Source organism: Cellvibrio sp. ARAG 10.3 (genome assembly GCF_051846955.1).
Lineage (GTDB): Bacteria > Pseudomonadota > Gammaproteobacteria > Pseudomonadales > Cellvibrionaceae > Cellvibrio.
In genome coordinates this window covers 315280-338019 of sequence record NZ_JBPYCU010000001.1, presented here as the reverse complement: position 1 = coordinate 338019, position 22740 = coordinate 315280, and the positions used below count along the sequence as shown (strand labels likewise).

The window sequence follows — 22740 nt, the reverse complement described above, 5'->3', positions numbered from 1 at the left end:
CTAGGCAAAAGCCTGGCGATCAATCCCCATCTTTTTCATCCTCGAGGCCAGCGTAGTGGGTTTGATACCCAATAACCGGGCCGCACCATCTTCACCGTAAAGTTTTCCCCTGGTATGCCGCAGCGCATCTATCGTGGCTTGGTAACGTAGATCCCGGTAATCCTGTTCAGTAATCGTTTCAGCGACGAGGGGTAACACATCCTGTGGTGGTTCGCGCGTCAGGGCGAGATCATCAAGCACGAGCTTATCGCCCCGACTTAAAATCACCTGCCGTTCAATCAGATTTTCCAGTTCGCGAATGTTACCCGGCCAATCGTATTGTTGCAGGCGCTGGATCTGGGCAATGGAGACTTTTAATTCCGGTTTATGAAAACGCTGACAGGTCTTTTGCAAAAAGTGCGCTGTTAGCAAAGGAATATCTTCCAGTCGCTCGCGCAAGGGAACTGAGCGAATAGGAAAAACATTTAACCGGAAATATAAATCCTCACGAAATTTTCCCTCTTTCGCGAGTTGCTTGAGATTACGATTCGTCGCCGCGATAACGCGCACATCGACTGAACAGGTAACGGACTCACCGACACGTTCGAATTCACCGTCCTGCAATACACGTAATAATTTTCCCTGCAAACCCAAAGGCAATTCGCCGACCTCATCGAGAAACAGGGTGCCGCCATCCGCTACCTCAAAACGACCCAGGCGATCCGTGACTGCACCGGAAAACGCACCGCGAACATGACCAAAAAATTCACTCTCAAATAAATCCTGCGGGATTGCCGCACAATTTACGCGAATTAACGGGCGACTGTTGCGATCACTGGCACTGTGGATCGCACGCGCAATTAATTCCTTACCCGTGCCGGATTCGCCGGTAATTAATACCGTTGCCACTGTGGGAGCGACCAACTGGATTTGATATGCAATCTGTTGCACCGCCGGGCTACGCCCGACAATATGATGGGGGTTGTAGCCCTCGCTGATTTCTTCCTGCAGGTACGCATTCTCCAATTCCAATTTATGCTTCAACTGCTCAACTTCTTCGAGTGCCTTACGCAATTTACTTTCCGCCAGTTTGCGATCCGAGACATCGCGGAAGATCACCACCGCCCCGACCAGGTGCCCGTTGTCCATAATCGGTGTGCTGGTGTACTCCACCGGAATTGGTCGGCCATCTCGATGCCAAAAAACCTCGTCGTCCACACGTCGCACAGTGCCATCTTTAAAGGCGGCAAAGATCGGGCAATCGTGTACGCAATAATCCGAACCGTCGGTGTGACTGTGGTGAATCGCCACATGAATATTACGACTGATCAATTCCTCCGCCTTCCAACCGAGAATTCGCTCTGCTGCGGGGTTCACAAAGGTTGCCCGACCCTCGGCATCAACACCGTAAATACCTTCACCCGCCGCACTCAGGATCAACTGATTTTCTTTTTCAATATCCTGGAAAACCTGGTGGATGCGTTGCCATTGCAACAGCCCGAATTTGTGATGGCGTTGCGCGTTCGCATGCATGCGCCACTGTTGATAAAAATCCCGGTCGCGCAGGCACAGGCAAATTAACTGTTGATTTTCAACGCTGGTGACAGACGCGTTGATTTCCAATTCAATCTCGCGGCCATCGGCCGTGGTGATGGTGATGTCATCGATCAAACTGCTGCCTTTGTGTATTACCGCTTGCGTGAACACGTGCAAACTCGGCAGCGAATTTTTAAAACACCGGCTGACCGGCTGGGACATTAATGCATCGCGATCCCACCCTAACAAATCACAGGTTAATTGGTTGATAAACACAAACCGGTCCTGCCAGGGGTTGATCAACGCCATGGCTTCAGGTGCTTGATCGAGCATGATGTCGTTCATAGTTATTCATTCAACGTTAAGGTGGTCAGAAACCTCTACCCAATGCGTCCACAGTCCAATTTTGAGAAGAGAGAGGTGGCAGCGCTCCGTTGGCGCTTGCGAGACACGCCGTGAATACATCCCTGTAGGCTCATCATCGGCATCCATGCCGATGATGGTCTCGCAAGCGCCAACGAAGCGCTTTCTCGTCTCCCTGTGGCTCTTAAGGATCAACAACGAAAAATCGTGCCAAGTGCAACGACATTTCGTTAACCACGAAAAATCGTGACGAACCAAAATCCAAAGCCAAATAAAAACACGATGAAAATCAGTGAGTTGAGCGAACGGAAAAGATTGGCATAAAGCTCGCAATAGCCCTCATAGCCGTAAAACAGTAACTACAACTTCTTAAATAATTCCGCGCGATGGCTGCCGTAACTTGGTGCTGTGCGCATTAAAAGGGGGCGTTATGAGTAACAAGAGTTTGGGTAATCCTTACGACAGCAAGGTCTCGTTGATCCATACCAAAGGCTGCAGCTGCTCCACTTGCCAGGCTGCCACTGACCAGAAAAGTTACTCACAAGCGCTTGAGCAATATGAAGCACATAACCGGCCTGTCACGGCCGAGACAACGGATCTGCAATCGGTTGAAGATTATATGGATCGCGCGGTGGAGAACGCGATTGTGCGCGCGGTGTTTAATCAGGATGACGGTGGTCGCCGGCGTTTCTTGCAGGCGATTGGCGGCGGGACTTTGGCCGCTGCGCTCTCCAGTGTGATTCCGCTCGGAGCTATCAAAGCCGCTGCAAAAGAAGCGGGCGGCCCGCTGGAAAAGAAAAATCTTAAGGTCGGCTTTGTACCCATTACCTGCGCGACGCCCATCATCATGGCGCATCCCATGGGTTTTTATGCCAAGCACGGTTTGGATGTTGAAGTGATCAAGACGGCGGGTTGGGCGGTTGCGCGGGATAAGTCCCTGGCGGGTGAGTACGACGCGTCGCACATGCTGACGCCCATGCCGATTGCGATGAGTATGGGTGTGGGTTCCACCGCGAAACCTTTCATCATGCCCGCGGTGGAAAACATTAATGGCCAGGCCATTGTGTTACACGTGGACCACAAAGATAAACGCGACCCCAAGCAATGGAAGGGATTTAAATTCGGTGTGCCGTTTGAGTTCTCCATGCACAACTTTTTATTGCGTTATTACGTCGCCGAGCATGGCCTCGATCCGGATAAAGATATCCAGATCCGTGTGGTACCGCCGCCCGAGATGGTCGCCAATTTGCGTGCGGGAAATCTTGACGGCTATCTCTCGCCCGATCCGTTTAATCAACGCGCCGTGTGGGAAAAAGTAGGTTTTATCCACACGCTGACCAAAGATATCTGGGAAGGCCATCCCTGTTGTGCGTTTGCGTGTAGTAAGGAATTTGCGTTGACCAACCCCAACACCTACGGCGCCTTGTTGAAATCCATTGTGGAAGCTACGCACTACTCCGCCAAACACGAAAACCGCAAGGAAATCTCTGCCGCGATTGCGCCGGCAAATTATCTTAACCAACCGGTTCCTGTGATCGAACAAGTATTGCTTGGGCGTTATGCCGACGGCTTGGGTGAAGTGAAAAACGTACCTGATCGTATCGACTTCGATCCTTTCCCCTGGCATTCCATGGCGGTGTGGATTCTCACCCAGATGAAGCGTTGGGGTTATGTAAAAGGTGACCTGGATTATCAAAAAATTGCCCAGGAAGTTTATCTGGCCACGGACTGTGAAAAAGTCATGAAAGAACTGGGCTACACCGTGCCGACCTCGACCAACAAAAACTATTTCATCATGGGCAAGGAATTTGATTACACCAAGCCCGAAGCCTACGTTGACAGTTTTGCCATTCGGAGAAGTTAAATGAGCAGCATCAATTTGCGCGCGCTCGTTGTATCGCTCAGCTTTCTTATTCTGGTATTGGGCATCTGGGAATTAAACGCACAAGCACCGGCAGCAACGGAAGCCGTGTCGGAATATGAATTGCTGATGGGTGGCGCCGAACAGGAAGCGCGGGTACCACCGCCTTCAGCCATCCTGGTGCGCGCGTGGGAAGAGTTGAGCAATCCCTTTTACGACGCCGGGCCGAATGATAAGGGTATCGGGATTCAATTGGGATATTCCATCTATCGCGTGCTGAGTGGATTTTTTCTGGCGGTGTTAGTGGCGATTCCAATTGGTTTTTTAATCGGCATGTCGCCGCTGATGTATCGCGCGTTAAACCCGTACATTCAAGTGCTGCGACCGATATCGCCGCTGGCATGGATGCCGCTCGCACTGTTCATCATCAAGGATTCGGAAACCTCCGCGATCTTTGTGATTTTTATCTGTTCGATCTGGCCGATGCTGCTCAACACCGCATTCGGCGTCGCCAATGTGCGCGAGGACTGGATCAATGTAGCGCGCACCCATGAACTGTCACCTTTGCGTACGGCGTTTACCGTCATCCTTCCCGCAGCGGCACCGACCATCCTGACTGGTATGCGAATTTCCATCGGTATTGCCTGGTTAGTCATTGTGGCGGCGGAGATGCTCGTGGGCGGAACCGGCATTGGTTACTACGTGTGGAATGAGTGGAACAACCTGGATTTAACCAGCGTGATTTTCTCGATCCTGATGATCGGCATCGTCGGTATGATTCTGGATTTATTGCTTACCGGCGCGACGAAACTGGTGCAGTACGACGAGTAATTTATGAATAAACATTTTCTACAAGTACAAAATCTTGCCAAACGTTTCAGCGGCAAAACCGCGAATGATTCGCTCACGGTGTTTGAAAACGCCAACTTCTTTATTGAGAAAGGTGAGTTCGTTTGCATCATCGGTCACTCCGGCTGTGGCAAATCCACCATCATGAATTCACTGTCCGGTCTGGATAAACCCAGCGATGGCGTGGTGATCATGGATGGCAAGGAAATCAGCGGGCCAAGCCTGGAGCGCGGCATTGTGTTTCAAAATTATTCGCTCCTGCCCTGGTTAAGTGCACAGGACAATGTGATCTTCGGTGTGCGTGCGCGCTGGCCGCAATGGTCAAAAGAAAAAATAAAACAACACAGCCGCGACTATCTGGAGATGGTGGGTTTGCAAGGTGTCGAGAATCGCAAACCGGCGCAACTCTCCGGCGGTATGCGGCAACGGGTTTCCATCGCACGCGCTTTTGCAACGCAACCAAAGTTACTGTTGCTTGATGAGCCCTTCGGCGCACTGGACGCACTGACGCGTGGTGTTATTCAGGATGAGCTAACCAATATCTGTAATAAAACCCAGCAAACGGTGTTCATGATTACGCATGATATTGACGAAGCCATGTTATTGGCTGATCGAATCTTATTAATGAGCAATGGCCCCGGCGCTGTCATTGCAGAATCGGTCCAGGTCGATATACCGCGACCACGTAAACGCGCGGAGATTATTCATCATCCCGGCTACTACCAGATCCGCAATTATCTGGTGGATTTTTTGGTGAACCGCTCCAAGACCATCAAGGCCGAACCGGGTGTACAACATTTTCCCATCAACATTAACCCCACAACCGTTAATCCAAAACAGGATGCGCAGCAAACACAAGCGATTTCTGCGCACGCCGTTAATGCCTAGGAGCACCACGCCATGAAAAAGCAAGACGTTGTAGAAGCTATTATCCTCGCGAAACAAAAGATGAACCTGACCTGGGAAGGTGTTGCTGACAGTATCGGCATGTCGCCTGTGTGGACGACCTCGGTATGCCTTGGTATGAACAGCGCACCCGCAGAAAAAGCCGAAGCCTTATGCAAGGTCTTTGATCTGCCGGAAAGCGCCAAAGCCGCGCTGATGCAATGCCCGACCAAAACCTGGGGCGATGCGATTCCGCAAGATCCGCTGATCTATCGCTTGTATGAAATGATTGGTGTGTACGGCCCGACGATCAAGGAAATTATCCACGAGAAATTCGGTGACGGCATCATGAGCGCCATCGACTTCTCCATGGAGATCGGCAAGGAAGAAAACCCGAAAGGTGATAGGGTGATCATCAATTTGAATGGAAAATTCCTGCCGTACAAAGCCTGGTAAGCCAGCAGGCCGAGCATGCGCCCTGACTCGCCGGGGTTTCGCATGCTCGGATTCAACCATCACCTGCCGTCGCTATGGTTTTCTCACTTATCATAGACGGCATCAACCACTCAAAATGCTTCCCCTGCCAATGTTTCTCCCATTCCCTTCGCGCTTGTTTCAAATCAACTTCCTGGATTGCAGAGAGGATTATTTTGGTAGCTGACGCAACCAAAATGGGGATGTGATTATGCGAATTTTACTCATACAAGGACACCCGGATGGTGCCGGGCATCACCTGTGCCATGCCCTGGAGATGGCCTATAAAAGAGGCGCTACGGGAGCTGGCCATGAAGTCCGGGAAATCAACGTGGGACAACTGGATTTCCCATTTTTGCGCAGCCAGCAGGACTGGGAGTATAGCGCCACACCGGAAGCGCTTTTGCCGGCGCAGCAAGATATCAAATGGGCCAAGCACGTGGTGCTGTTTTTCCCGCTCTGGTTGGGCGATATGCCGGCCCTGTTAAAAGCGTTCCTCGAACAAGTTGCGCGCCCTGGTTATGCCTTTTATAAGGACGATGGAAATCCCTTCGCCAACAAAGGGCTCACGGGCCGCTCCGCGCGGGTGGTGGTGACCATGGGCATGCCGGCGGTGGTGTACCGGTGGTACTTCCGTGCCCATAGTGTGAAATCGCTTGAGCGCAATATCCTCGGGTTTGTCGGCTTCAGTCCGGTGAATGAAACCCTGATCGGTATGGCAGGTAACCTGAAAAAAAGCGACGCCGAAAAATGGCTGAAAAAATTGGAGAAACTCGGTGCAAATGCGGAATAACCTCCACTCAAAAAACATAGGAAATCGCCTGAGGGTAGGTTAAGGTTACGCCGGCGCAATAACCGGAGACGCAGATCCCGGAATGCCTGGCGCAACCTCGGCATGGTAGAGGTCAATGATGTTCATTGACGGCAGGAACGATAACCATGAATAAAATCAACCTAACCACAGTGCTATGTCTCTTTACGTTTGGCTCTTCCATGGCCATCGCGCAAAACCCGCTGGATTTCGGCAGCAATATCAAAACCGCCGATCCGTCCGCGCATGTGTGGGCCGATGGAAAGATGTATCTGTACACCTCCCATGATCAGGAATGCCAGCAAGATTTCCACATGAAAGACTGGCACACCTTTTCGTCTTCTGACCTGGTGAACTGGACTGATCACGGCCCCAGTTTATCGGTGGATGACCTCACCTGGGCCGACGACTTCGCCTGGGCGCCGGACGCAGCTTATAAAAATGGCAAATACTATTTGGTCTTCCCCGCCGGCACCGGCTTTAAAGATCGCGTCAATCCGGAAAAAAGCACCAAATGGATGGGCATCGGCATTGCCGTCAGCGACTCCCCCACCGGCCCTTTCAAAGACGCCATTGGCAAACCCTTGTGGAAAAAACCTTACGCCAATGATCCCAGCCTGTTTATCGATGACGACGGCAAAGCCTATCTCTATTTTCACGGTATGAACCACGATTACTACGTGGCCGAAATGGCTGACGATTTACTCAGCGTGAAAGGTGATTTCATCAAGATGGATATGGGCGGCTACGAGCCCAAGATGGAAGGTCCCTGGGTATTCAAACGTAACGGTATCTACTACTTCACCATGCCCGAAAATAATCGGGTGCTCACGTATTACATGGCAAAGTCGCCCACCGGTCCGTGGAAATATAAGGGCGTGATTATGGAAGAAGAAGCCAACGCAAATAACCATCACTCTATTGTCGAATACAAAGGCCACTGGATTCTGTTCTACCACCGCTGGCTGAAAACCCCGGGTTCTGCCTGTGATAAAAAGCAACGTCATGTCGCTGCGGAATATATTCATTTTAATGAAGACGGCACGATTCAAAAAGTGGAGCGAACGGATGAGGGGGTAGGTGATTTTCGGAAGAGAGTGAAAGCTGGCGCATTGAAATAGCTATTACAAAACAGAGGAAGTACCCGCGAAAAATCTCACACCTTGATGAGATTTTTCGCATTTTACCTCGAGAGGTTTACGAACCTTTAACGGCCGCTTCAACCATCTTGACCAAAGGTGTTGTCGGTCGGCCAATCAATCGGCTGAGTTGATGGCTATCATCAAGCAGTCCGCCTTTCCCTGCACCTGTATCTGATTCAGCAATGAGTGTGGCAAAGCCATCCGGTAAACCGGCGCCGATTAATGCTGCTTTATAATCTGCCTCGGGCAAATTGTGGTAGGTCACCTGCTTTCCTGATTGACGGGCAATTGCAGCGGCGAACTCGGCCAACGAATAGGAATCATCGCCAGCCAGTTCATAAATGCGCCCGGCTTGACCTTCCTCCGTAAGCACTACCACTGCGGCGTCAGCATAATCTGTTCGCGCGGCAGAACTGATGCGTCCGTCACCGGCACTGCCAAATACGAAACCAGACTGGAGCGCGTTGGGAACGCTTGCCAGATAATTCTCGGTATACCAACCGTTGCGCAAGAACACGAACGGAATACCTGAAGCGCGAATCAACTGTTCGGTTTCCTTATGCTCAGCGGCCAATGGCAAAGGCGATGTATCAGCATGCAAAATACTCGTATACACAAGCAAACGAACACTCGCACGTTTCGCCGCTTCAATCACCGCGTGATGCTGCGGCACCCGGCGTCCGACTTCATTGGCAGAAATCAGCAACAACTTCTCGACACCTGTGAATGCACTCACCAGCGTTTCGGGCTTATCGTAATCCGCCAAACGCACCTGCACACCCAGCGCCGCCAGATCGGCGACCTTTTCGGGACTGCGGACGGCAACGCCGATGTCGTTTGCAGGTAATTTTTTCAGCAGCGCAGCAATAACTAAACGGCCCAGTTGCCCAGAAGCGCCAGTAACCATAATCATGGTAAAACCCCTTTTCAGTGGAATTCGGTAGAAGAAGTTGCCACAATACCAACCAAGCTAACTTTTAGTAAGTACGCACAAAAAGGTAAGCATAAAATGAGCCCCAAACCCGCCAGGTTAGAAACCACGCCGGAAACTCTCAGTAGCAAGCTCATGCGCGGCGATGTCATGGCCGACCAATGCCCCTCGCGCGCCATACTTAACCACGTCACCGGTCGCTGGGGCGTATTACTCTTAATCGCCCTGCGTAGCGGCACCCATCGTTTCAGCGAACTGCGCCGCAAGGTCGACGGCATCAGCGAAAAAATGCTCGCACAAACGCTGCAAGCGTTAGAAGGTGACGGCTTTGTCCAGCGAATTTCCTACCCCGTCGTACCACCGCATGTGGAATATTGTTTAACGCCATTGGGCGAACAGGTAAGCGAGAAAGTGGCGGATTTGGCGGATTGGATTGAGGTGAATTTGGGGAAGATTTTGGCAAGGAAGGAGGAAGGGCTCGATAGCTCGGGGTATTAAAAATCTCACCTCAGCTTGTCATAAATGCAATTCTCAATACAAGGGAGCCAAAGATCCTCTTGTATGTGACTACGGAATTCCAAGGCGAGCGCTCTATCCGTACTCTCTACGTAATTACAACATTCAGCTATCAATTAAATTTTTGAGCTCTGGACATTACCCAACTGCGCCTGAGCAAATTCAAATAGAACTCGAGTGCCGTAATTATGGTTGTTCACCAAGGCAAGCTTTAGAAGCGGAGCTGCTCTCTTATGGCGAACCACCTTGGATTGATGCTTCATTCTTAAAGGCGGCATATCTTCAAGAGGTTGATAGAGCTGGGCTCATTTCTCCAGTATCTGAATCCTAATGAGTAGAATGTTTTAATGGTTCGTTAACATAGATATCTATCTGGATGCCCTGGGAGGGATTGTGGAAATGAAAATTCAATCAGTTTGGCTCTTACATCATAAAGCTTCTTTAGCGCCGGACTCAACTGAGAATCTTGATGGTTCAACATTTATGCTGGGTGTGGGTGTAGTGCCAGCCTCCAATATGAGAGAAGCATTAACAAAGTTCGATAGTTACCTCGAAAGCCGGAAGATGGAGATTATGGAACTTTGGAAGTGCGAGCAATGGGACCCCAAAAACTTCATCGGAGATTCTCTGGAGAACCGACAGATCAATGCAGCAGCGGGTAAGGCATTGGAAAGCGATAGAATTCACTACACGTGCGGCATTTCATCGGAAGCATTGGATTGCGAGGAGGATTGATCATGAGTGAATCACAAGGAGCAATGTCGATCGCTGAAGGGAATCTGGATTACAAAACGGACGTTAATTTAGTTCTCGATGGTGGTCAAAAGATCAAAAAGTATGTATTACGCACGACCTTGGACAGCATCGGGGTGTGGAAAGCAAAATATCCTAAAAACGCATCACCCTTTACGGAAATGATCAGTGGTGTGACCAAAGATGCAGCTATTATCGATAAAGAGGTTTGGGTGTTTGGTATTGATGCTTCTAACTCGGGTGATATTTTCATAGCTGTATCAATCGCAAAAAAATATTTTAAGATCAGTGCAAAAGAATTAATTGGTGAGGTTTATGTGAAAAACCTCAACGCAGAACGCGAAAATGAAATGGAGTTACAAGCGCTGGTTCGCGCAAATAAAGCGCTTTATTCCAAGGTTTGCAAAGCGTTAGTTGAAGCGGCTAGGAAACTTGGTGTTAGCGGGAATGTTAATTTCTGGATATTCAGCAATAGCATAAACCCTAAAATACCAAAACAGGACCTGCATGAAGCGTTAAAAAGTGGTAATGCGGAATCAATTACGACCGATGATAAAACTAAACATGTTTTCTTTGTGGGTTCGAATGACGGTACTGATGAGCGAAAATTTAAAACTAACCTTCACCTAGCTAAATTAAAGATATAGTAAGGCTTGATGTTTTGAAGGTATTTGGATACATCCATTAATGAATACTAGAAATTTCTTATCTTCCACTGTGCGATTTGTCCAAGCTGTACTGATAGCCGCTGTTGCAGGCTGCATCGCTCAAACCCAAATCAACCTGGCGGCACTGATTAACCTCGGTGCAAAAATCCCACCCGCGTTGCGCCTGGATGTCACCATCCAGGATCTGCTGGGTTTTGGTCCGGTGTATGTCGCCATGGTGTTTACCGCGTTCATTCCCGCCTTGTTGTTCGCGCATTTTCTTACCCGACATTGGCCGCGCCTTCGCTATCTGATTTTCATTTCCGCTGGTGCTTTATCGTTATTAATAACCTTCAAATTGGTCGATGCTGTTGCGCCTATGCCGACCTTGATCGCTGCGACGCGAGGTATTGTCGGTACTTTATTGATGATGAGCGGTGGTGCATTGGGTGGTTGGTTTTTTACGCGAGGATATCGCCGGGGTGACGTATGTTGAGTTTGCTTCGTGCAGTGGTTGCGAGCCTGATTTTTGTGGCCAGTTTAACGGTGCATAGCCAGCAAAAGTTTCGTATCGACACCCTTGCCGAGGGGTTGGAATTTCCTTGGTCCCTGGCTTTTTTACCGGATGGTCGGTTACTCATCAGCGAGCGACCCGGGCGTTTGCGGTTACTGGATCTGGAGGGCAAGCTGCATGCCGTGAGTGGTGTACCTGAGGTTTTTGCACAAGGTCAATCCGGCTTGTTCGATGTATTACTCGCCCCGGATTTTGCCAGCAGTGGGCAGGTTTATCTCAGCTACACCTGCGGTACTCACAATGCGAATACCTTGTGTTTAGCGCGCGCGGAGTTGAATAACAACAATTTGCACAACACGCAGCAGATCTTTGCTGCAAAACCGATGCGCAAGGGCGCCGCCCATTACGGCGGGCGCATGGTATTCTTGCCGGATAACACGCTGGTGCTGACCTTGGGTGATGGTTTTGATTATCGCGAAGAAGCCCAGAATCCACGCAATCATCTGGGCAAGATTCTGCGCTTGAATGCCGATGGCAGCACGCCCGCGGATAATCCTTTCGTTGATCAAACCGATGCCGCACCGGAATTATTCAGCCTGGGTCATCGCAATGTGCAAGGGCTGGTTTACGACCATCAACACCATCGTATTCTCGCGAATGAACACGGTCCCAAAGGTGGCGATGAAATCAATTGGATTCGCGCTGGCCGCAATTACGGCTGGCCCCTGGTCAGCCACGGCATTGATTACACCGGCGCGCGGGTTACACCGTTTACTGACCTCTCGGGTTTCGAAGCTCCCTTACTTTACTGGACGCCGTCCATCGCGCCTGCGGATATGACCTTGTATCAAGGAACCTTATTCCCCGAGTGGCAAGGGGATTTGCTGGTCGCCGCGCTTGCTGCCAAAGCGGTTTACCGCGTTCGCCTTACGGACAAAGGCGCTGAACAAGTTGATATTTTATTTGCCGATATGAACGAACGTATTCGCGCTGTGCGTACCGGTCCGGATGGGGCGATTTATTTATTAACGGATAGCCGGGAAGGGCGGTTGCTTAAGGTGACGCCCCGGCCGTGATTGTTTGGCTCGACGTGAAAAAATTCGAGCCTAACCCCTTGTGCCGCATCAGTAATCAACCCGGTTGAAAAACACAGTTCGTTTAACCGCCTCCGTAATCTTTCCAAAACGCCGTCCGTGAAATCCCGCCTTTCCAGACACCTCCTCAACAAACCTGACTAAACTGCTTGCCAGCTGTGTATATCTGTATATACTGTGCATATCGTATATATACAGATGGGGTTTGCGTGACCGAAGCACTATTTCTTTCGCAGAATGATAGTCGGCCCATGTATCTGCAGATCATGGAGCAAATAAAGCAAAAGGTTCGTGCGGGCGATTGGCCGGCGGGGCACCCCTTGCCTTCCATTCGGGAATTGAGTGTTGTCACCAAGGTGAGTGTTATTACAGTCAAACGTGCATATACCGAACTGGAACAGGAAGGGGTGATCGTGACCCAGGCCGGGCGCGGATCCTTTGTGGCAGACAGCGCTGATTTAACCACGGAATTGACGAAAGCCGAACTGGAAAAGACCTTGGACAATTTTATTAGCTGCATGAAGCGATTGGGTTTGAGCGATACGGAGATCCTGGCGCAGGTTAAAAAAGCATTGGGCAAAGTTCGCTAGCACAACATGTTTAACGGAATTATTGGGATAGGGTTATGCAAAACGCTATTGAATTTAATCAGGTCTGCAAACGTTATCCGGAGTTTTATCTGGATAATCTCGATTTGCACTTGCCAGTGGGGCAGGTGATGGGATTGGTCGGTGTGAATGGCGCCGGAAAGTCCACGATGCTTCGTTTAGTAATGGGTTTGATCCAGCCGGATGCGGGCGATGTCAGCGTGTTGGGTTATCGCCTGCCGGAGCATCAAGTTCTGGCAAAGGAAAATATTGGTTACGCCGCCGAGGATATGCGCCTGTACGGCGCGGAGAATCTGCGTTGGCATATGCGCTTTATCCAATCAATTTTTCCTTCGTGGGACCCTTTATACGCAGAGCATTTATTAAAAAAATTCGATATGAATGCCGAGCAAAAAGCCAAAAGCTATTCACACGGTCAGCGCGTTAAAGCAAGTTTAATTCTATTGCTGGCGCGGCGTCCGCGCCTGGTCATTCTGGATGAACCTACTACCGGTCTTGATCCGGTCTCGCGTTACGAAGTTTTGTCTGAATTGGCAGAAATTCTGCGCGATGAAAACCGCAGTGTCTTATTTTCCTCGCACAGCACCCAGGATGTAGAGCAGCTGTCGGATTCGATTACGTTTTTGCACAAAGGCAAAACCCTCGCCTGTCAGGACAAAGAAACGTACATCGAAGGGTGGCGCAGAGTCATGTGCTCGGGCACGCTCAATCAGCCGTTGGATTTACCCGGTGTGGCGGAATTAAAAAGTAATGGCTCGCTGCACGAAATCAAGATCAGGGGCTTTGACAAAGCCATGCTTGCCAGACTCAGCGCGCAAGGGCTGCAGGTGTCGCAGGTGGAGCGCATGACATTGGAGCAGATTTTTATCGCAAGTGTGCGGGAGGTTGCAAAACAATGAATCCGATAATTGATACAGCAAATAACAATCCCGTCAGTATCCATCCATCAGCGAATCGCCTCACATTGAATATGCCGGTGATCAAACAACTGGTTTATAAAGATTGGTACTTGAACCGGAAATTACTCGCGATCTACGTAGGTGGCGGCATCTTTTCGTTGAGCATCCTCAGCCTGGGCGAATGGCAATTCTTTATGGGTTCAATCATGTTCATCACCATGTTGGTGGCGTTGGGCAACCACCAGTTATCCGTCACCATGATCAATGAACGAAAAGAACAAACCCTGGCATTTGTGATGAGCTTGCCGGTATCACCCGCCGACTATGCCATGGCGAAATTTTTATCAAATATGGTGCTCTTCTTTGTGCCCTGGCTGTTGTTAGTCACGGTGACAACGGGCGTTATCTTGCTGACACCCTTACCGGATGGGCTCCTGGCTTTTACGCTGCTGGTGTGTGTGTTGATTGCCGTCAATCACTGCATCTGCTGGAGCGTCACCATGTTTACTGAGACCGAAGCCGCGTTTCTGATGGTGATGATTGGTCTCAATTGCTTGTTAAATCCTGCGTTATATTTTTTAGCCCGCTCGCCGAATATCGGTATTAGCCAAGGCGAAAATTTTATCTGGACCGATACAGCATCGCTTGTTCTATCCGGCGAGATTCTCGCGATCCTGCTGCTGCTATTCGGCACCCTGTATCTCCGATCCCGAAAGAAAGTCTTCTTCTAACAAGCACGTCAACCCTGATTCGTCAGGGATTCCCTAATCGTCTCAAGAGGTGGTCGTTATGAACTCCACAGAGTCTTCACACGTCTATGAAAAGCTGCAGACCGAAAGAACCCGTTTACATTATCTTGATAATCTGCGCGCATTGGCCATGATCGGCGGTGTCTTTTTCCATGCCGCGCTTGCTTACAGCCCGATGTTGCATCACCTTTGGTTGACGGCAGATAGTCAACAATCTGAACTCGTCGATATCGTGAGTTGGTTTTCACATCTGTTCAGAATGCCGCTTTTTTTTGTCGTTGCCGGATTTTTTGTGGCGTATCTGGTGAATAAGCGAAGGATGGGCGGGATGCTGGCTAATCGTGCCAAACGAATTCTATTACCGTTTATTATTTTCTTGCCGTTATGTTTGTGGGCGATTGTGGCACCAATGATGTCGGCGGTTGCGACGGTGGAAAATAAATCGCCCATGCTGTTGATGATTGCGCAGGCCATCGCAACACCTGGCTCGCAGCCGCCGCCGTTTTCCACAATGCATCTATGGTTTTTATACAATCTGGTGTTTTTTTGCATCCTGACCTGGGCGTTGAGCTACCTGAACTGGACACGATTATTTAATCTGTTTAAGGGCATCAAGCCGTTGCACTTTATCTTGCTGTTTCCGCTGTTGCTGTTGCCGGCACTGATGTCTGTTTCATCGCCTTTTCCTGCGCCGGATCAGTTGTTGCCGCAATTATGGTCATTCGGTTTCTTCGGTATTTTCTTTGCTCTTGGTTATTGGATATGTCGCGATGGGCAATTCATTGAAAAATTTCTGCCCTACGGTTGGACGTTGCTCGGGGTAAGTATTCTGGTTTACGCGCTTTACTATTATGTTATTCCCAAACAAATCAGCTTTCCGCCGGTGCCTGTTGAGCTCCCAATAAACGTGTTGTTAAAAATCGGCGAAGCCTATATTTCGGTATGGATGACGCTGGTCTGTCTGGTGCTCGGCAAACGTTATTTAAATGCCCACAATTCGGTCATGCGTTTTTTCTCGGACAGTTCTTACTGGATCTACATTATCCACTTGCCCCTGTTATTTGCGGTGCAGTATCAACTAATGGATCTGGACTGGAGCTTGCTGATGAAATATACGGCATCAGTGGGCATCACATTGGCAATCGGCGCCATGAGTTATATCGCGTTGGTCCGCTGGACGCCGATTGGATGGATGTTGAATGGGCGAAAGAAAGCCACCCATAAAACCGGGGCGCTACCGGTGGCTGATGGAAGCGGTGGTGCACCTTAACCGGTCGCCCAACCCAGCAGCAGTAATCCACACAAGATCCACGCACTCAAGGTCATAATGTTTTGTTGCCAAAAGTGATTCCAACGGCGTTCCCGGGCGCGCCAGCGTACAGCATCAACCCTCGGCTCCAGCGGCGGTACCGGCGGACGTTTTACTAGCCGAAATAACTGCAGTGAAAGATAGCGCGCCGGGTTGGGCAAATGCGTTAGTCGATAGGGTATTGTCCAGCCGCAGCGTATCGCCAGCAACGTCAGCGCAAGTGCAAACAGCAGGGGCCAGAAGGTTGCCCAGATGGCGTGAAGGCTGAGGCTCGCCAGCCAGGTAGCGCGCAGCTCGGGCCATAGCAGAGGAAGCAACAGCGGCATCAGGCACAGTAACGCCCAAGGAAGGATCAATGTCCGGGCTGCCGGCGTTGATGGCGCGGCGTTTTGGGCATGTCGCATCAACCAGAGTGCTCGCGCCAGGACTAAGGCGGTAGCCAGTGCACCCAGGGTAAGGAGTGGTAGCCATTCGTTTAGCAGGCTTTGGTCCAGCTGTTTTTTAAACAAGGTTTTAACGGCGGCGCCGCTGGTGATGGGCGCGCCGGCAATGGCCAAGGCTGGTATCAACATCAAAAAGCCATGCAGCGGGTTGAGCCGGTAACTGGACGCAAGCCCCGCACCCATAAACAAAGCACCCTTGGCCAGTCCGTGATGCACGGCATAGAGCGCTAGCAATGTGCCCCATAAAGCGCGTGCTTCTGGCTGATACCAAGCGAGGGCGAGTATAGCCAGCAGGTATCCCACCTGACTCACAGATGAGTAGGCCAAAGCCGCCTTGGCTTTGGTTTGTACCAGCCCGAGCGCCACGCCGTAAAAAGCGCTGACCATCCCGATGGCAAACAGCACTGTTGACCAATCAACCAGCCATCCATCGCTATCCGGCATAAAACGCCACAAACCAAGAATCCCGGCCTTGATCATCGCGCCCGATAACACCGCACTGGCCGCTGCCGGAGCAGCGGGGTGCGCCAGCGGCAACCATACATGGAGCGGCCAGAAGCCGGCTTTAATACCAAACCCGGTCAGGATCAGCACGGCGGTAACTCCGCCCAGCGGCGCCGTCTGCCAATCGGTAAAGCCGTAGACGCCGCCCACCTCGTGAATCCGCAGCATAAGCCCGACATAAAGCAACATCTCGCCTAGCACGGCGAGTTGGAGATAGAGCCGCCCTGCCTGGCGCGGAGCCGGCCCGGCTTGATGAATAATGAGCCCATAAGCCGCGAGACTCATCACCGTGAAGCCGACGTAAAAGCTGGCGCCGTCCTGCGCGATTATCAATAACAAATTGCCGCTTAACGACAGCAACCAGAAGCTGAAAAAGCGCAGGCGATGCGGATCGGTTTTGTGATAAGCAAAGGCATAAAGACTGGCGCAGCCCCACAATAACGCGGTGAACCCGAGAAAAGCGCGCGCGACCATGTCCGGCGCACCCCATTGTGCACCGGGCCAGAGTGCTGGCAACGGCAGCGCAGCGGGCGGAAACATGGCGGCGAGCAGTGCCGGCAAGCAGCTCAGCCACAACCAGGGCGCAACCCGATCGCGCCAGCACAGCAGCATGCATGCCGTGACCAAAGGAGCCATCGGAATGACAAGCCAGACCACCGCATTCATGGCGCAAACTCCGTGGCTATGATCAATTGGGCCCAGGTGAGGGGACTGAAATCCGTCCCGGCAAGTACTCCAGCTAACAGGGAGAGGCTGGCGGTAAACAGGGTGGGTAACAGCAGCATCCAGTGGGTTTCACGCCAACCGCGCGTGCCGCTGCCGAGGTGAGCGTCTTCCGACCATGCCTGCGACGGTTCAGCAAACCAACCCCGATAAACCAGCGGCAGAAAATAGGCAGCGTTCAACAGACCGGAACCGACCAGCACCAGCAATACCCACGCCTGCCCGACCTCCAGGGCCCCCACACCCAGGTACCATTTACTGATAAAACCAGCGATGGGCGGCACCCCGATCATCCCTAAAGCACCCAGGGTAAAAGCCGCCATGGTCAGTGGCATGCGCCGCCCGATGCCGTCCATCTCGCGTACATGGTGTACATGTAGCGTTTCAGCGAAGTTACCCGCACAGTAAAACAGCGTCACTTTCATTAGTCCCTGGTGCACCAGATGCACCAGAGCACCGATGGCGGCAATGGGTCCGAGCAGGGCAATACCGAGGATGATATAGGACACCTGGCTGACGGTGGAGTAAGCCAGTCGCTTTTTAATCTCGTGTTGTTGCAAGGCTCTGAGTGAGGCATAAAGAATTGTGGCTGCCGCAAGCCATAGTAGCGGTTGCGCCAGATCAAGCGCTTGTACCGGCTCCACCCCGAACACATCGCACACGACGCGGATAATGCCAAAAGCGCCCGCTTTAACCACCGCCACCGCGTGTAACAAGGCGCTTACTGGCGCCGGGGCGACCATGGCCTGCGGCAGCCAGCCGTGCAAGGGGATCAGCGCAGCCTTAACACCTAAGCCGGCCATCAGGAGCACAAACGCCAGGGTCAGGCTGAACGGGTGATTTTCTACCAAGGGTTTGAGATAACCGCCCGGCACGAAGTCCGGGCTGCCGATCAGAGTATGAAGAAGCGCTACACCCATCAATACCAACGTACCGCCGCCGAGGGTATAAGCCAGATAGATACGCCCGGCACGCAACGAATCGCGCGTGCCCCGGTGCACTACCAGGGGAAATGTCGCAAGGGTTAGCAGCTCGTAAAACAGCAGAAAACTCACCAGGTTACCCGCCAGCGCCAGCCCCACCGTGGCGCTGACGCATAAACTGAAGTAGCCAAAAAAACGGGATCGCAGGGGCGAACCTTCCAGATAGCCGATGGCATATACCGTGGTGGCCAGCCAAAGAATGGCGGAGAGGCTAACAAACTGCAGCGATAGCGCGTCGGCTTGCAGGATGAGCTCACCGCCGGGAACAAAGGGCACCGCAAAACGGAAACTCATGCCCTGGCTCACGCCGTAGATCATCAACCCGGTCAGCCCCAGCTTGGCGAGCACGCCGCTCAGGTTAAGCAAAGTGCGCAGACCATGCTGATCCTCCCGCAGAGAAAAGATAATCAAACCCGGCACCAGAGAGCTGAGGACCATCAACAGAGGCAAGAAATTGGCAGTGGACTGGATCATCCCGTCACCCCTGTGAGCCACAGGATCAGTGAATCACTGATCAAAGCCATGCCCCACACACAGAGTGCCGGCAGCAGCGCGAGCCATTGGGCAAAGCGATCAGGATGGTAATCCGGGTGCGTCGGGCTGGCGCGATCAAAGGATAAGGCCACGATACGAAACACATAGGCGGCGCTGATTAACGTACCGATCAGCACCCCGGCTGCCCAAGGCCAGTGGGCGGGTTCGAGCAGTAAGGGGCGCAGCAATACCCACTTGGCAAGAAATCCGCCGCTGGGCGGCAGGCCAATCAAGCTGCCGCCAGCGACCGCAAAGGCAAACATCGCGATAGGCATGGTCTGCGTAGCTCCCTTCAGGCAGGCGACGCTCTTGCTGCCAAGCGTCGCCTGCATTTCGCCGGCGGCGAGAAACATCGACACTTTAGCCAAACCATGGGCCAGCACAAACAGCCATAGGGCGACGTGCAGTTCCGGCTTCTGCCAATGCAAAAGCAGCCCCAGTGCCAGCATGGCGTAGCCCAACTGCGCCACGGTCGAATAGGCCACCATGATTTTAATAAAGGGTGCACGCCACGCCGACCAGCCGCCGAAGATCAGCGCCAACACCCCGGCTACCGCAATAACGGGACCTGCCTGCCGGCCCAACTCCGCCGGGGCTAACTCGCTCCACAACATCCACAGGATAAACAGCGGACCTTTCACCACTAGGGCAGACAGCAGGGCACTGACAGCGGTGGGGGCGCTGGCGTGGGCCGGCGGCAGCCATAAATGCAGTGGCCAAAAAGCCGCTTTGAGCATTAATCCCAACGTCATCAGGACGAGCGCCGCCTGAGTGCCAGGGTCAGCCTGGGTGAGCTTGGTCAGCAACGCCAGATCCAACACACCATAACGGCCATAAAGTAGTGCCACACCAAGCAGGTAGAACAGAGATGCCACCAGCGAGAGCAACAAGTAGCGCAACGCGGGCCAATAAGCCTTGGGACCGGAAATGGTCACCATCGCCACGGCCACCAGGCCCAGAAGTTCGAGCGTGATGTACCAGTTGAACAGATCGTTGGAAAGCCACAGCGCCGCCAGGCTCCCGTGCAACAGGCTGGCGAGCGGCCAGAAATCGGTACGTCGGGTCTGGCTGTGGCGACTGCGTTCAGCATACACGGCTACCAGCAGATGAATCAGCGCCGTGAATACCAGCAGGAGTGCCGAGACCGGCATCAGATGAAAGCGGATCGCCAGTGGACTATCCCATCCGCCCAGGTTCAGCCATTGGCTGCCGTCATCGATGACACTTTGCAATGCGCCCAGAGCGGCCAGCAAGCTGAGTAGACTGGAGGCCATCATCCACCAGCCCGCCCGCATCTGCGACACCAGCAGAAACAGCGCCATCAACAGGGGGATAAGCAAGCTGATCAGGGCGAAATTCATAGATCGCCCTCCGGCTTTTTTCCACGCGCCAGCAGATGGCTGGCCAGGCGTAAAGCAAAGGCTGTTGCACTGATGGCGACCACCAACCCGGTAACCACCAGCGCGTGTAACACCGGATCGGTGTCTTCGCTGCGTCGGGCCAAGGCTACCATTACCATGAACACGCCGCTGCCCATGATGTTGATGGCGATGATCAACCGCAGCGGTTGGTGTTGCACCAGCAGGCTGTGGAGCCCCAGCAAAAACAACCCGACACCGATGGCGAGATAAAAGAGCGTCATGGATCTAGCTCCTCCTGCTCTCCTACCACCAGCAGGGTCAGGGTAGTCGCGATGGAGAGGGTGGCCGCTATTTCAATGATCATTATCAAGCGGCCTGCCCAGGCAGTAGGGTAGATGAGCCAGCCGGTCCCAAGGTACGCGCAGAATCCCCCCACCGCGACAAACACTGCCACGCCGATAAGGACCAGTAAACGGGTTAACCAATAGTCCCAGCGCAGTGGTGGCAAGAGATGGCAGAGCCGCAGGATTACGGCCCCGGCGGCGAGGATGGCACCGGCCTGAAAGGCGCCGCCCGGTGCGAATGCACCTCGCCACAGGACATAACCGCCGACCATCAACGCCAGCGGGGCCAGCATCTGACCCCAGGCGAGTAACAGCGGCCAGGGTCGGGGAAGGTTGAGCTTACTTGTTTGCAACTGACGCACACCGAGCAGGGCTAACAGCAGTACCACCAGCTCCAGCAAGGTATCCCAGGCCCGATAATTCAGTAGCACGGCGGTTACCGGGTGGTCGACGCCACTGACCGGGAGCTGTTCGTTAACCAAAGCGGGCAGTATCACCGGTCCCTCAGCCAGGGGCCAGACGGCGCGTAGCAGAACAAGCGATACAAGCGCGGCGAGAAGCGTGGCCGGAAAATAGCGAACCATGGCCCGCCGGGTGGTGTTCACCTGTGTGTCAGCTTCGCCGCGCGCCAGTGCTGACAGTAGGAGAGCGCCCGTCAGGCCCGCACCGATGGCGGCTTCGGCCAATGCCAGGTCCGGGGCGCCCAGCCGGGCCCAGGTGAGCGCGAGCAATAAACCAAAGGCAATGAACAAGACAACGCTGGTGTACAGCCGACGCACATGCAGCACCGCCGTGGCCAGTGTCAGCAGCAGAAGGCCCAATGCACCGTCAAAGAGCCACACTGTCATCGACGCCCGGCCCCTTCATTATCTGCCTCCCTTATATCGGTGGCTGCTTGATCCTCCCGCGCATAACGCGCCAGTAGCTGACAGGCAGTAGCGCCCGACGCCATGATCAAGAGCCAGATCAGCAGCATCATCACGACAGGCTGCCAGGCTTCAGCGCGTAAACACAGCCCCAGCACAATACATCCCAGTCCGAGGGTATCGGCCTTGGTCACGGCGTGAAGACGGGTATAGATATCCGGAAAACGGAGCAAACCTGCCGTACCAGCCACAAAGAAAAAAGTGCCACTCGCCAATAGCAGCCAGCTAAGCCAATGTAACCACTCACTCACCGGCCGGCCCCCGCAGATATTGGACTAAGGAAGCCGATAAAACGGCGGCCAGTAAAGCCAGAACCAGCGCTGCATCGCGCAGAGCTGGTGCGGCTTGCCATTCCGCCAGGAGTAGGAGCAACGCCGTGCCAGTGGTGCCAAAGAGTTGGATGGCCAGCAATCGATCAGCGCGACCGGGCCCGCGCAACACACGCCATAACCCGACAAAGACCGTTAGCAGCAGGATGGCGGCGAGATAGATCATAGATAATCCCCTTCCAGCAATTGCGCTAGATGGGCTTCCATCCGGGTTACCGCTGCGCGCCAATCCTGCTCTTTATCAAGTACGTGCAAATAGAGATTGTCGTTATCGACGTGGGAGGCCAGGGTGCCAGGCATCAGGCCGACCATGGCTGATAACAGCAAGTGCACCCGGGGGCTTGGGCTGCGCAGCGGGTAAATGACCCACGCCGGGCTGAGTGGCAGTTGGGGATGGAGCGCGCGACGGGCAACATCCCATGCGCCGAGCGCCGTTTCAAAAACGAAAAAAACCAGAAAGCGGGGCAAATAGAAAAACCTCAATCCGCAGGTTGGCAAGGTTAACCACAGCGAAAGCAGAGTGGCCGCCAAAGCAAACGCCAGCCCGAAACCCCATCCGCTGGCGTCGCTGAGTAGTGCCCACAGCGTTAGGTAGACGGCCAGCCAATAACCGGCATGAACGGACAATTGTTGGAGTTTACGCGACGATTTCACAAGGGTTCCTTTGCTCTGC

25 protein-coding genes are annotated in these 22740 nt (G+C 52.8%); 15 read left to right on the top strand and 10 right to left on the bottom strand.

The genetic code is table 11. From position 1 onward, the window contains the following. On the bottom strand, positions 1-1860 hold the full coding sequence (locus ACSV5M_RS01375; protein WP_439173633.1) for a sigma 54-interacting transcriptional regulator: 1860 nt from the start codon (positions 1858-1860) through the stop codon (positions 1-3). A gap of 448 nt (positions 1861-2308) precedes the next feature. Between ACSV5M_RS01375 and ACSV5M_RS01370 the strand changes: the two genes are divergently transcribed. From ACSV5M_RS01370 to ACSV5M_RS01345, 6 genes are all read left to right on the top strand, one after another. After that, the gene (locus ACSV5M_RS01370; protein WP_439173631.1) at positions 2309-3742 is read left to right on the top strand and encodes a CmpA/NrtA family ABC transporter substrate-binding protein; all 1434 of its coding nucleotides are present in this window, start codon (positions 2309-2311) and stop codon (positions 3740-3742) included. Continuing rightward, positions 3743-4570: a nitrate ABC transporter permease gene (gene ntrB, locus ACSV5M_RS01365; protein ID WP_439173629.1), complete on the top strand. Its 828-nt coding sequence runs from the start codon at positions 3743-3745 to the stop codon at positions 4568-4570. 3 nt (positions 4571-4573) lie between these two features. Then, complete coding sequence (locus ACSV5M_RS01360; RefSeq protein ID WP_439173627.1) at positions 4574-5476, top strand: ABC transporter ATP-binding protein; 903 nt, start codon at positions 4574-4576, stop codon at positions 5474-5476. 12 nt (positions 5477-5488) lie between these two features. After that, positions 5489-5929 carry a cyanase gene (cynS, locus tag ACSV5M_RS01355; protein ID WP_439173625.1) on the top strand — a complete coding sequence of 147 codons (441 nt, stop codon included), beginning with the start codon at positions 5489-5491 and terminating at the stop codon, positions 5927-5929. Positions 5930-6158: 229 nt separating this feature from the next. Further along, positions 6159-6740 (top strand): NAD(P)H-dependent oxidoreductase, encoded by a 582-nt coding sequence (locus tag ACSV5M_RS01350; RefSeq protein WP_439173623.1) that lies wholly within the window; start codon positions 6159-6161, stop codon positions 6738-6740. Positions 6741-6886: 146 nt separating this feature from the next. Beyond that, the gene (locus tag ACSV5M_RS01345) at positions 6887-7879 is read left to right on the top strand and encodes a family 43 glycosylhydrolase (RefSeq protein ID WP_439173622.1); all 993 of its coding nucleotides are present in this window, start codon (positions 6887-6889) and stop codon (positions 7877-7879) included. Between the two features lie 76 nt (positions 7880-7955). On the opposite strand, the gene ACSV5M_RS01340 is transcribed toward ACSV5M_RS01345, so the two are convergent. Next, on the bottom strand, positions 7956-8813 hold the full coding sequence (locus ACSV5M_RS01340; protein WP_439173621.1) for an SDR family oxidoreductase: 858 nt from the start codon (positions 8811-8813) through the stop codon (positions 7956-7958). Between the two features lie 96 nt (positions 8814-8909). Between ACSV5M_RS01340 and ACSV5M_RS01335 the strand changes: the two genes are divergently transcribed. The 9 genes from ACSV5M_RS01335 to ACSV5M_RS01295 all read left to right on the top strand — a co-directional run bounded on the left by ACSV5M_RS01335 (position 8910) and on the right by ACSV5M_RS01295 (position 15881). Then, on the top strand, positions 8910-9329 hold the full coding sequence (locus ACSV5M_RS01335; RefSeq protein WP_439173620.1) for a winged helix-turn-helix transcriptional regulator: 420 nt from the start codon (positions 8910-8912) through the stop codon (positions 9327-9329). 417 nt (positions 9330-9746) lie between these two features. Further along, positions 9747-10082, top strand: a complete 336-nt coding sequence (locus ACSV5M_RS01330) for a hypothetical protein (protein WP_439173619.1) — start codon at positions 9747-9749, stop codon at positions 10080-10082. 2 nt (positions 10083-10084) lie between these two features. After that, positions 10085-10747: a hypothetical protein gene (locus ACSV5M_RS01325; RefSeq protein ID WP_439173618.1), complete on the top strand. Its 663-nt coding sequence runs from the start codon at positions 10085-10087 to the stop codon at positions 10745-10747. Between the two features lie 40 nt (positions 10748-10787). Further along, positions 10788-11243 (top strand): hypothetical protein, encoded by a 456-nt coding sequence (locus tag ACSV5M_RS01320; RefSeq protein ID WP_439173617.1) that lies wholly within the window; start codon positions 10788-10790, stop codon positions 11241-11243. Continuing rightward, the gene (locus ACSV5M_RS01315) at positions 11237-12337 is read left to right on the top strand and encodes a PQQ-dependent sugar dehydrogenase (RefSeq protein ID WP_439173615.1); all 1101 of its coding nucleotides are present in this window, start codon (positions 11237-11239) and stop codon (positions 12335-12337) included. The genes ACSV5M_RS01320 and ACSV5M_RS01315 overlap by 7 nt, the downstream gene beginning before the upstream one ends. Before the next feature lie 227 nt (positions 12338-12564). Beyond that, positions 12565-12945, top strand: a complete 381-nt coding sequence (locus ACSV5M_RS01310) for a GntR family transcriptional regulator (protein WP_439173614.1) — start codon at positions 12565-12567, stop codon at positions 12943-12945. Positions 12946-12980: 35 nt separating this feature from the next. Then, positions 12981-13862 (top strand): ABC transporter ATP-binding protein, encoded by an 882-nt coding sequence (locus ACSV5M_RS01305; protein ID WP_439173613.1) that lies wholly within the window; start codon positions 12981-12983, stop codon positions 13860-13862. Beyond that, positions 13859-14593 carry a hypothetical protein gene (locus tag ACSV5M_RS01300; RefSeq protein WP_439173612.1) on the top strand — a complete coding sequence of 245 codons (735 nt, stop codon included), beginning with the start codon at positions 13859-13861 and terminating at the stop codon, positions 14591-14593. The genes ACSV5M_RS01305 and ACSV5M_RS01300 overlap by 4 nt, the downstream gene beginning before the upstream one ends. Positions 14594-14651: 58 nt before the next feature. Continuing rightward, a complete protein-coding gene (locus tag ACSV5M_RS01295; protein ID WP_439173610.1) occupies positions 14652-15881 on the top strand; it encodes an acyltransferase family protein in 1230 nt (409 codons plus the stop codon). Here the strand turns inward: ACSV5M_RS01295 and ACSV5M_RS01290 are convergent. From ACSV5M_RS01290 to ACSV5M_RS01255, 8 genes are read right to left on the bottom strand one after another with little or no spacing between them, the layout of a single operon-like run. Then, positions 15878-17533, bottom strand: coding sequence for a complex I subunit 5 family protein (locus ACSV5M_RS01290; protein ID WP_439173609.1), 1656 nt, complete (start codon positions 17531-17533; stop codon positions 15878-15880). The genes ACSV5M_RS01295 and ACSV5M_RS01290 overlap by 4 nt on opposite strands. Next, positions 17530-19047: a complex I subunit 5 family protein gene (locus ACSV5M_RS01285; RefSeq protein ID WP_439173608.1), complete on the bottom strand. Its 1518-nt coding sequence runs from the start codon at positions 19045-19047 to the stop codon at positions 17530-17532. The genes ACSV5M_RS01290 and ACSV5M_RS01285 overlap by 4 nt, the downstream gene beginning before the upstream one ends. Continuing rightward, positions 19044-20468 carry a complex I subunit 5 family protein gene (locus tag ACSV5M_RS01280; protein WP_439173607.1) on the bottom strand — a complete coding sequence of 475 codons (1425 nt, stop codon included), beginning with the start codon at positions 20466-20468 and terminating at the stop codon, positions 19044-19046. Before ACSV5M_RS01280 ends, ACSV5M_RS01285 begins: the two co-directional genes overlap by 4 nt. Then, complete coding sequence (locus ACSV5M_RS01275; RefSeq protein WP_439173606.1) at positions 20465-20749, bottom strand: NADH-quinone oxidoreductase subunit K; 285 nt, start codon at positions 20747-20749, stop codon at positions 20465-20467. The genes ACSV5M_RS01280 and ACSV5M_RS01275 overlap by 4 nt, the downstream gene beginning before the upstream one ends. Continuing rightward, positions 20746-21660, bottom strand: a complete 915-nt coding sequence (locus ACSV5M_RS01270) for a hydrogenase subunit MbhD domain-containing protein (protein WP_439173604.1) — start codon at positions 21658-21660, stop codon at positions 20746-20748. Before ACSV5M_RS01270 ends, ACSV5M_RS01275 begins: the two co-directional genes overlap by 4 nt. Then, positions 21657-21989, bottom strand: a complete 333-nt coding sequence (locus ACSV5M_RS01265; protein WP_439173602.1) for a cation:proton antiporter — start codon at positions 21987-21989, stop codon at positions 21657-21659. The genes ACSV5M_RS01270 and ACSV5M_RS01265 overlap by 4 nt, the downstream gene beginning before the upstream one ends. Beyond that, positions 21982-22233, bottom strand: a complete 252-nt coding sequence (locus ACSV5M_RS01260; protein WP_439173600.1) for a monovalent cation/H+ antiporter complex subunit F — start codon at positions 22231-22233, stop codon at positions 21982-21984. Before ACSV5M_RS01260 ends, ACSV5M_RS01265 begins: the two co-directional genes overlap by 8 nt. Beyond that, positions 22230-22721, bottom strand: coding sequence for a Na+/H+ antiporter subunit E (locus tag ACSV5M_RS01255; RefSeq protein ID WP_439173599.1), 492 nt, complete (start codon positions 22719-22721; stop codon positions 22230-22232). Before ACSV5M_RS01255 ends, ACSV5M_RS01260 begins: the two co-directional genes overlap by 4 nt. Between the last annotated feature and the right edge of the window lie 19 nt (positions 22722-22740).

Excerpts from the sequence above, each read along its gene's own strand:
- ACSV5M_RS01375 (WP_439173633.1), bottom strand. The coding sequence starts at position 1,860 with ATGAACGACATCATGCTCGATCAAGCACCTGAAGCCATGGCGTTGATC.
- ACSV5M_RS01370 (WP_439173631.1), top strand. The coding sequence starts at position 2,309 with ATGAGTAACAAGAGTTTGGGTAATCCTTACGACAGCAAGGTCTCGTTG.
- ntrB (WP_439173629.1), top strand. The coding sequence starts at position 3,743 with ATGAGCAGCATCAATTTGCGCGCGCTCGTTGTATCGCTCAGCTTTCTT.
- ACSV5M_RS01360 (WP_439173627.1), top strand. The coding sequence starts at position 4,574 with ATGAATAAACATTTTCTACAAGTACAAAATCTTGCCAAACGTTTCAGC.
- cynS (WP_439173625.1), top strand. The coding sequence starts at position 5,489 with ATGAAAAAGCAAGACGTTGTAGAAGCTATTATCCTCGCGAAACAAAAG.
- ACSV5M_RS01350 (WP_439173623.1), top strand. The coding sequence starts at position 6,159 with ATGCGAATTTTACTCATACAAGGACACCCGGATGGTGCCGGGCATCAC.
- ACSV5M_RS01345 (WP_439173622.1), top strand. The coding sequence starts at position 6,887 with ATGAATAAAATCAACCTAACCACAGTGCTATGTCTCTTTACGTTTGGC.
- ACSV5M_RS01340 (WP_439173621.1), bottom strand. The coding sequence starts at position 8,813 with ATGATTATGGTTACTGGCGCTTCTGGGCAACTGGGCCGTTTAGTTATT.
- ACSV5M_RS01335 (WP_439173620.1), top strand. The coding sequence starts at position 8,910 with ATGAGCCCCAAACCCGCCAGGTTAGAAACCACGCCGGAAACTCTCAGT.
- ACSV5M_RS01330 (WP_439173619.1), top strand. The coding sequence starts at position 9,747 with ATGAAAATTCAATCAGTTTGGCTCTTACATCATAAAGCTTCTTTAGCG.
- ACSV5M_RS01325 (WP_439173618.1), top strand. The coding sequence starts at position 10,085 with ATGAGTGAATCACAAGGAGCAATGTCGATCGCTGAAGGGAATCTGGAT.
- ACSV5M_RS01320 (WP_439173617.1), top strand. The coding sequence starts at position 10,788 with ATGAATACTAGAAATTTCTTATCTTCCACTGTGCGATTTGTCCAAGCT.
- ACSV5M_RS01315 (WP_439173615.1), top strand. The coding sequence starts at position 11,237 with ATGTTGAGTTTGCTTCGTGCAGTGGTTGCGAGCCTGATTTTTGTGGCC.
- ACSV5M_RS01305 (WP_439173613.1), top strand. The coding sequence starts at position 12,981 with ATGCAAAACGCTATTGAATTTAATCAGGTCTGCAAACGTTATCCGGAG.
- ACSV5M_RS01300 (WP_439173612.1), top strand. The coding sequence starts at position 13,859 with ATGAATCCGATAATTGATACAGCAAATAACAATCCCGTCAGTATCCAT.
- ACSV5M_RS01295 (WP_439173610.1), top strand. The coding sequence starts at position 14,652 with ATGAACTCCACAGAGTCTTCACACGTCTATGAAAAGCTGCAGACCGAA.
- ACSV5M_RS01290 (WP_439173609.1), bottom strand. The coding sequence starts at position 17,533 with ATGAATGCGGTGGTCTGGCTTGTCATTCCGATGGCTCCTTTGGTCACG.
- ACSV5M_RS01285 (WP_439173608.1), bottom strand. The coding sequence starts at position 19,047 with ATGATCCAGTCCACTGCCAATTTCTTGCCTCTGTTGATGGTCCTCAGC.
- ACSV5M_RS01280 (WP_439173607.1), bottom strand. The coding sequence starts at position 20,468 with ATGAATTTCGCCCTGATCAGCTTGCTTATCCCCCTGTTGATGGCGCTG.
- ACSV5M_RS01275 (WP_439173606.1), bottom strand. The coding sequence starts at position 20,749 with ATGACGCTCTTTTATCTCGCCATCGGTGTCGGGTTGTTTTTGCTGGGG.
- ACSV5M_RS01270 (WP_439173604.1), bottom strand. The coding sequence starts at position 21,660 with ATGACAGTGTGGCTCTTTGACGGTGCATTGGGCCTTCTGCTGCTGACA.
- ACSV5M_RS01260 (WP_439173600.1), bottom strand. The coding sequence starts at position 22,233 with ATGATCTATCTCGCCGCCATCCTGCTGCTAACGGTCTTTGTCGGGTTA.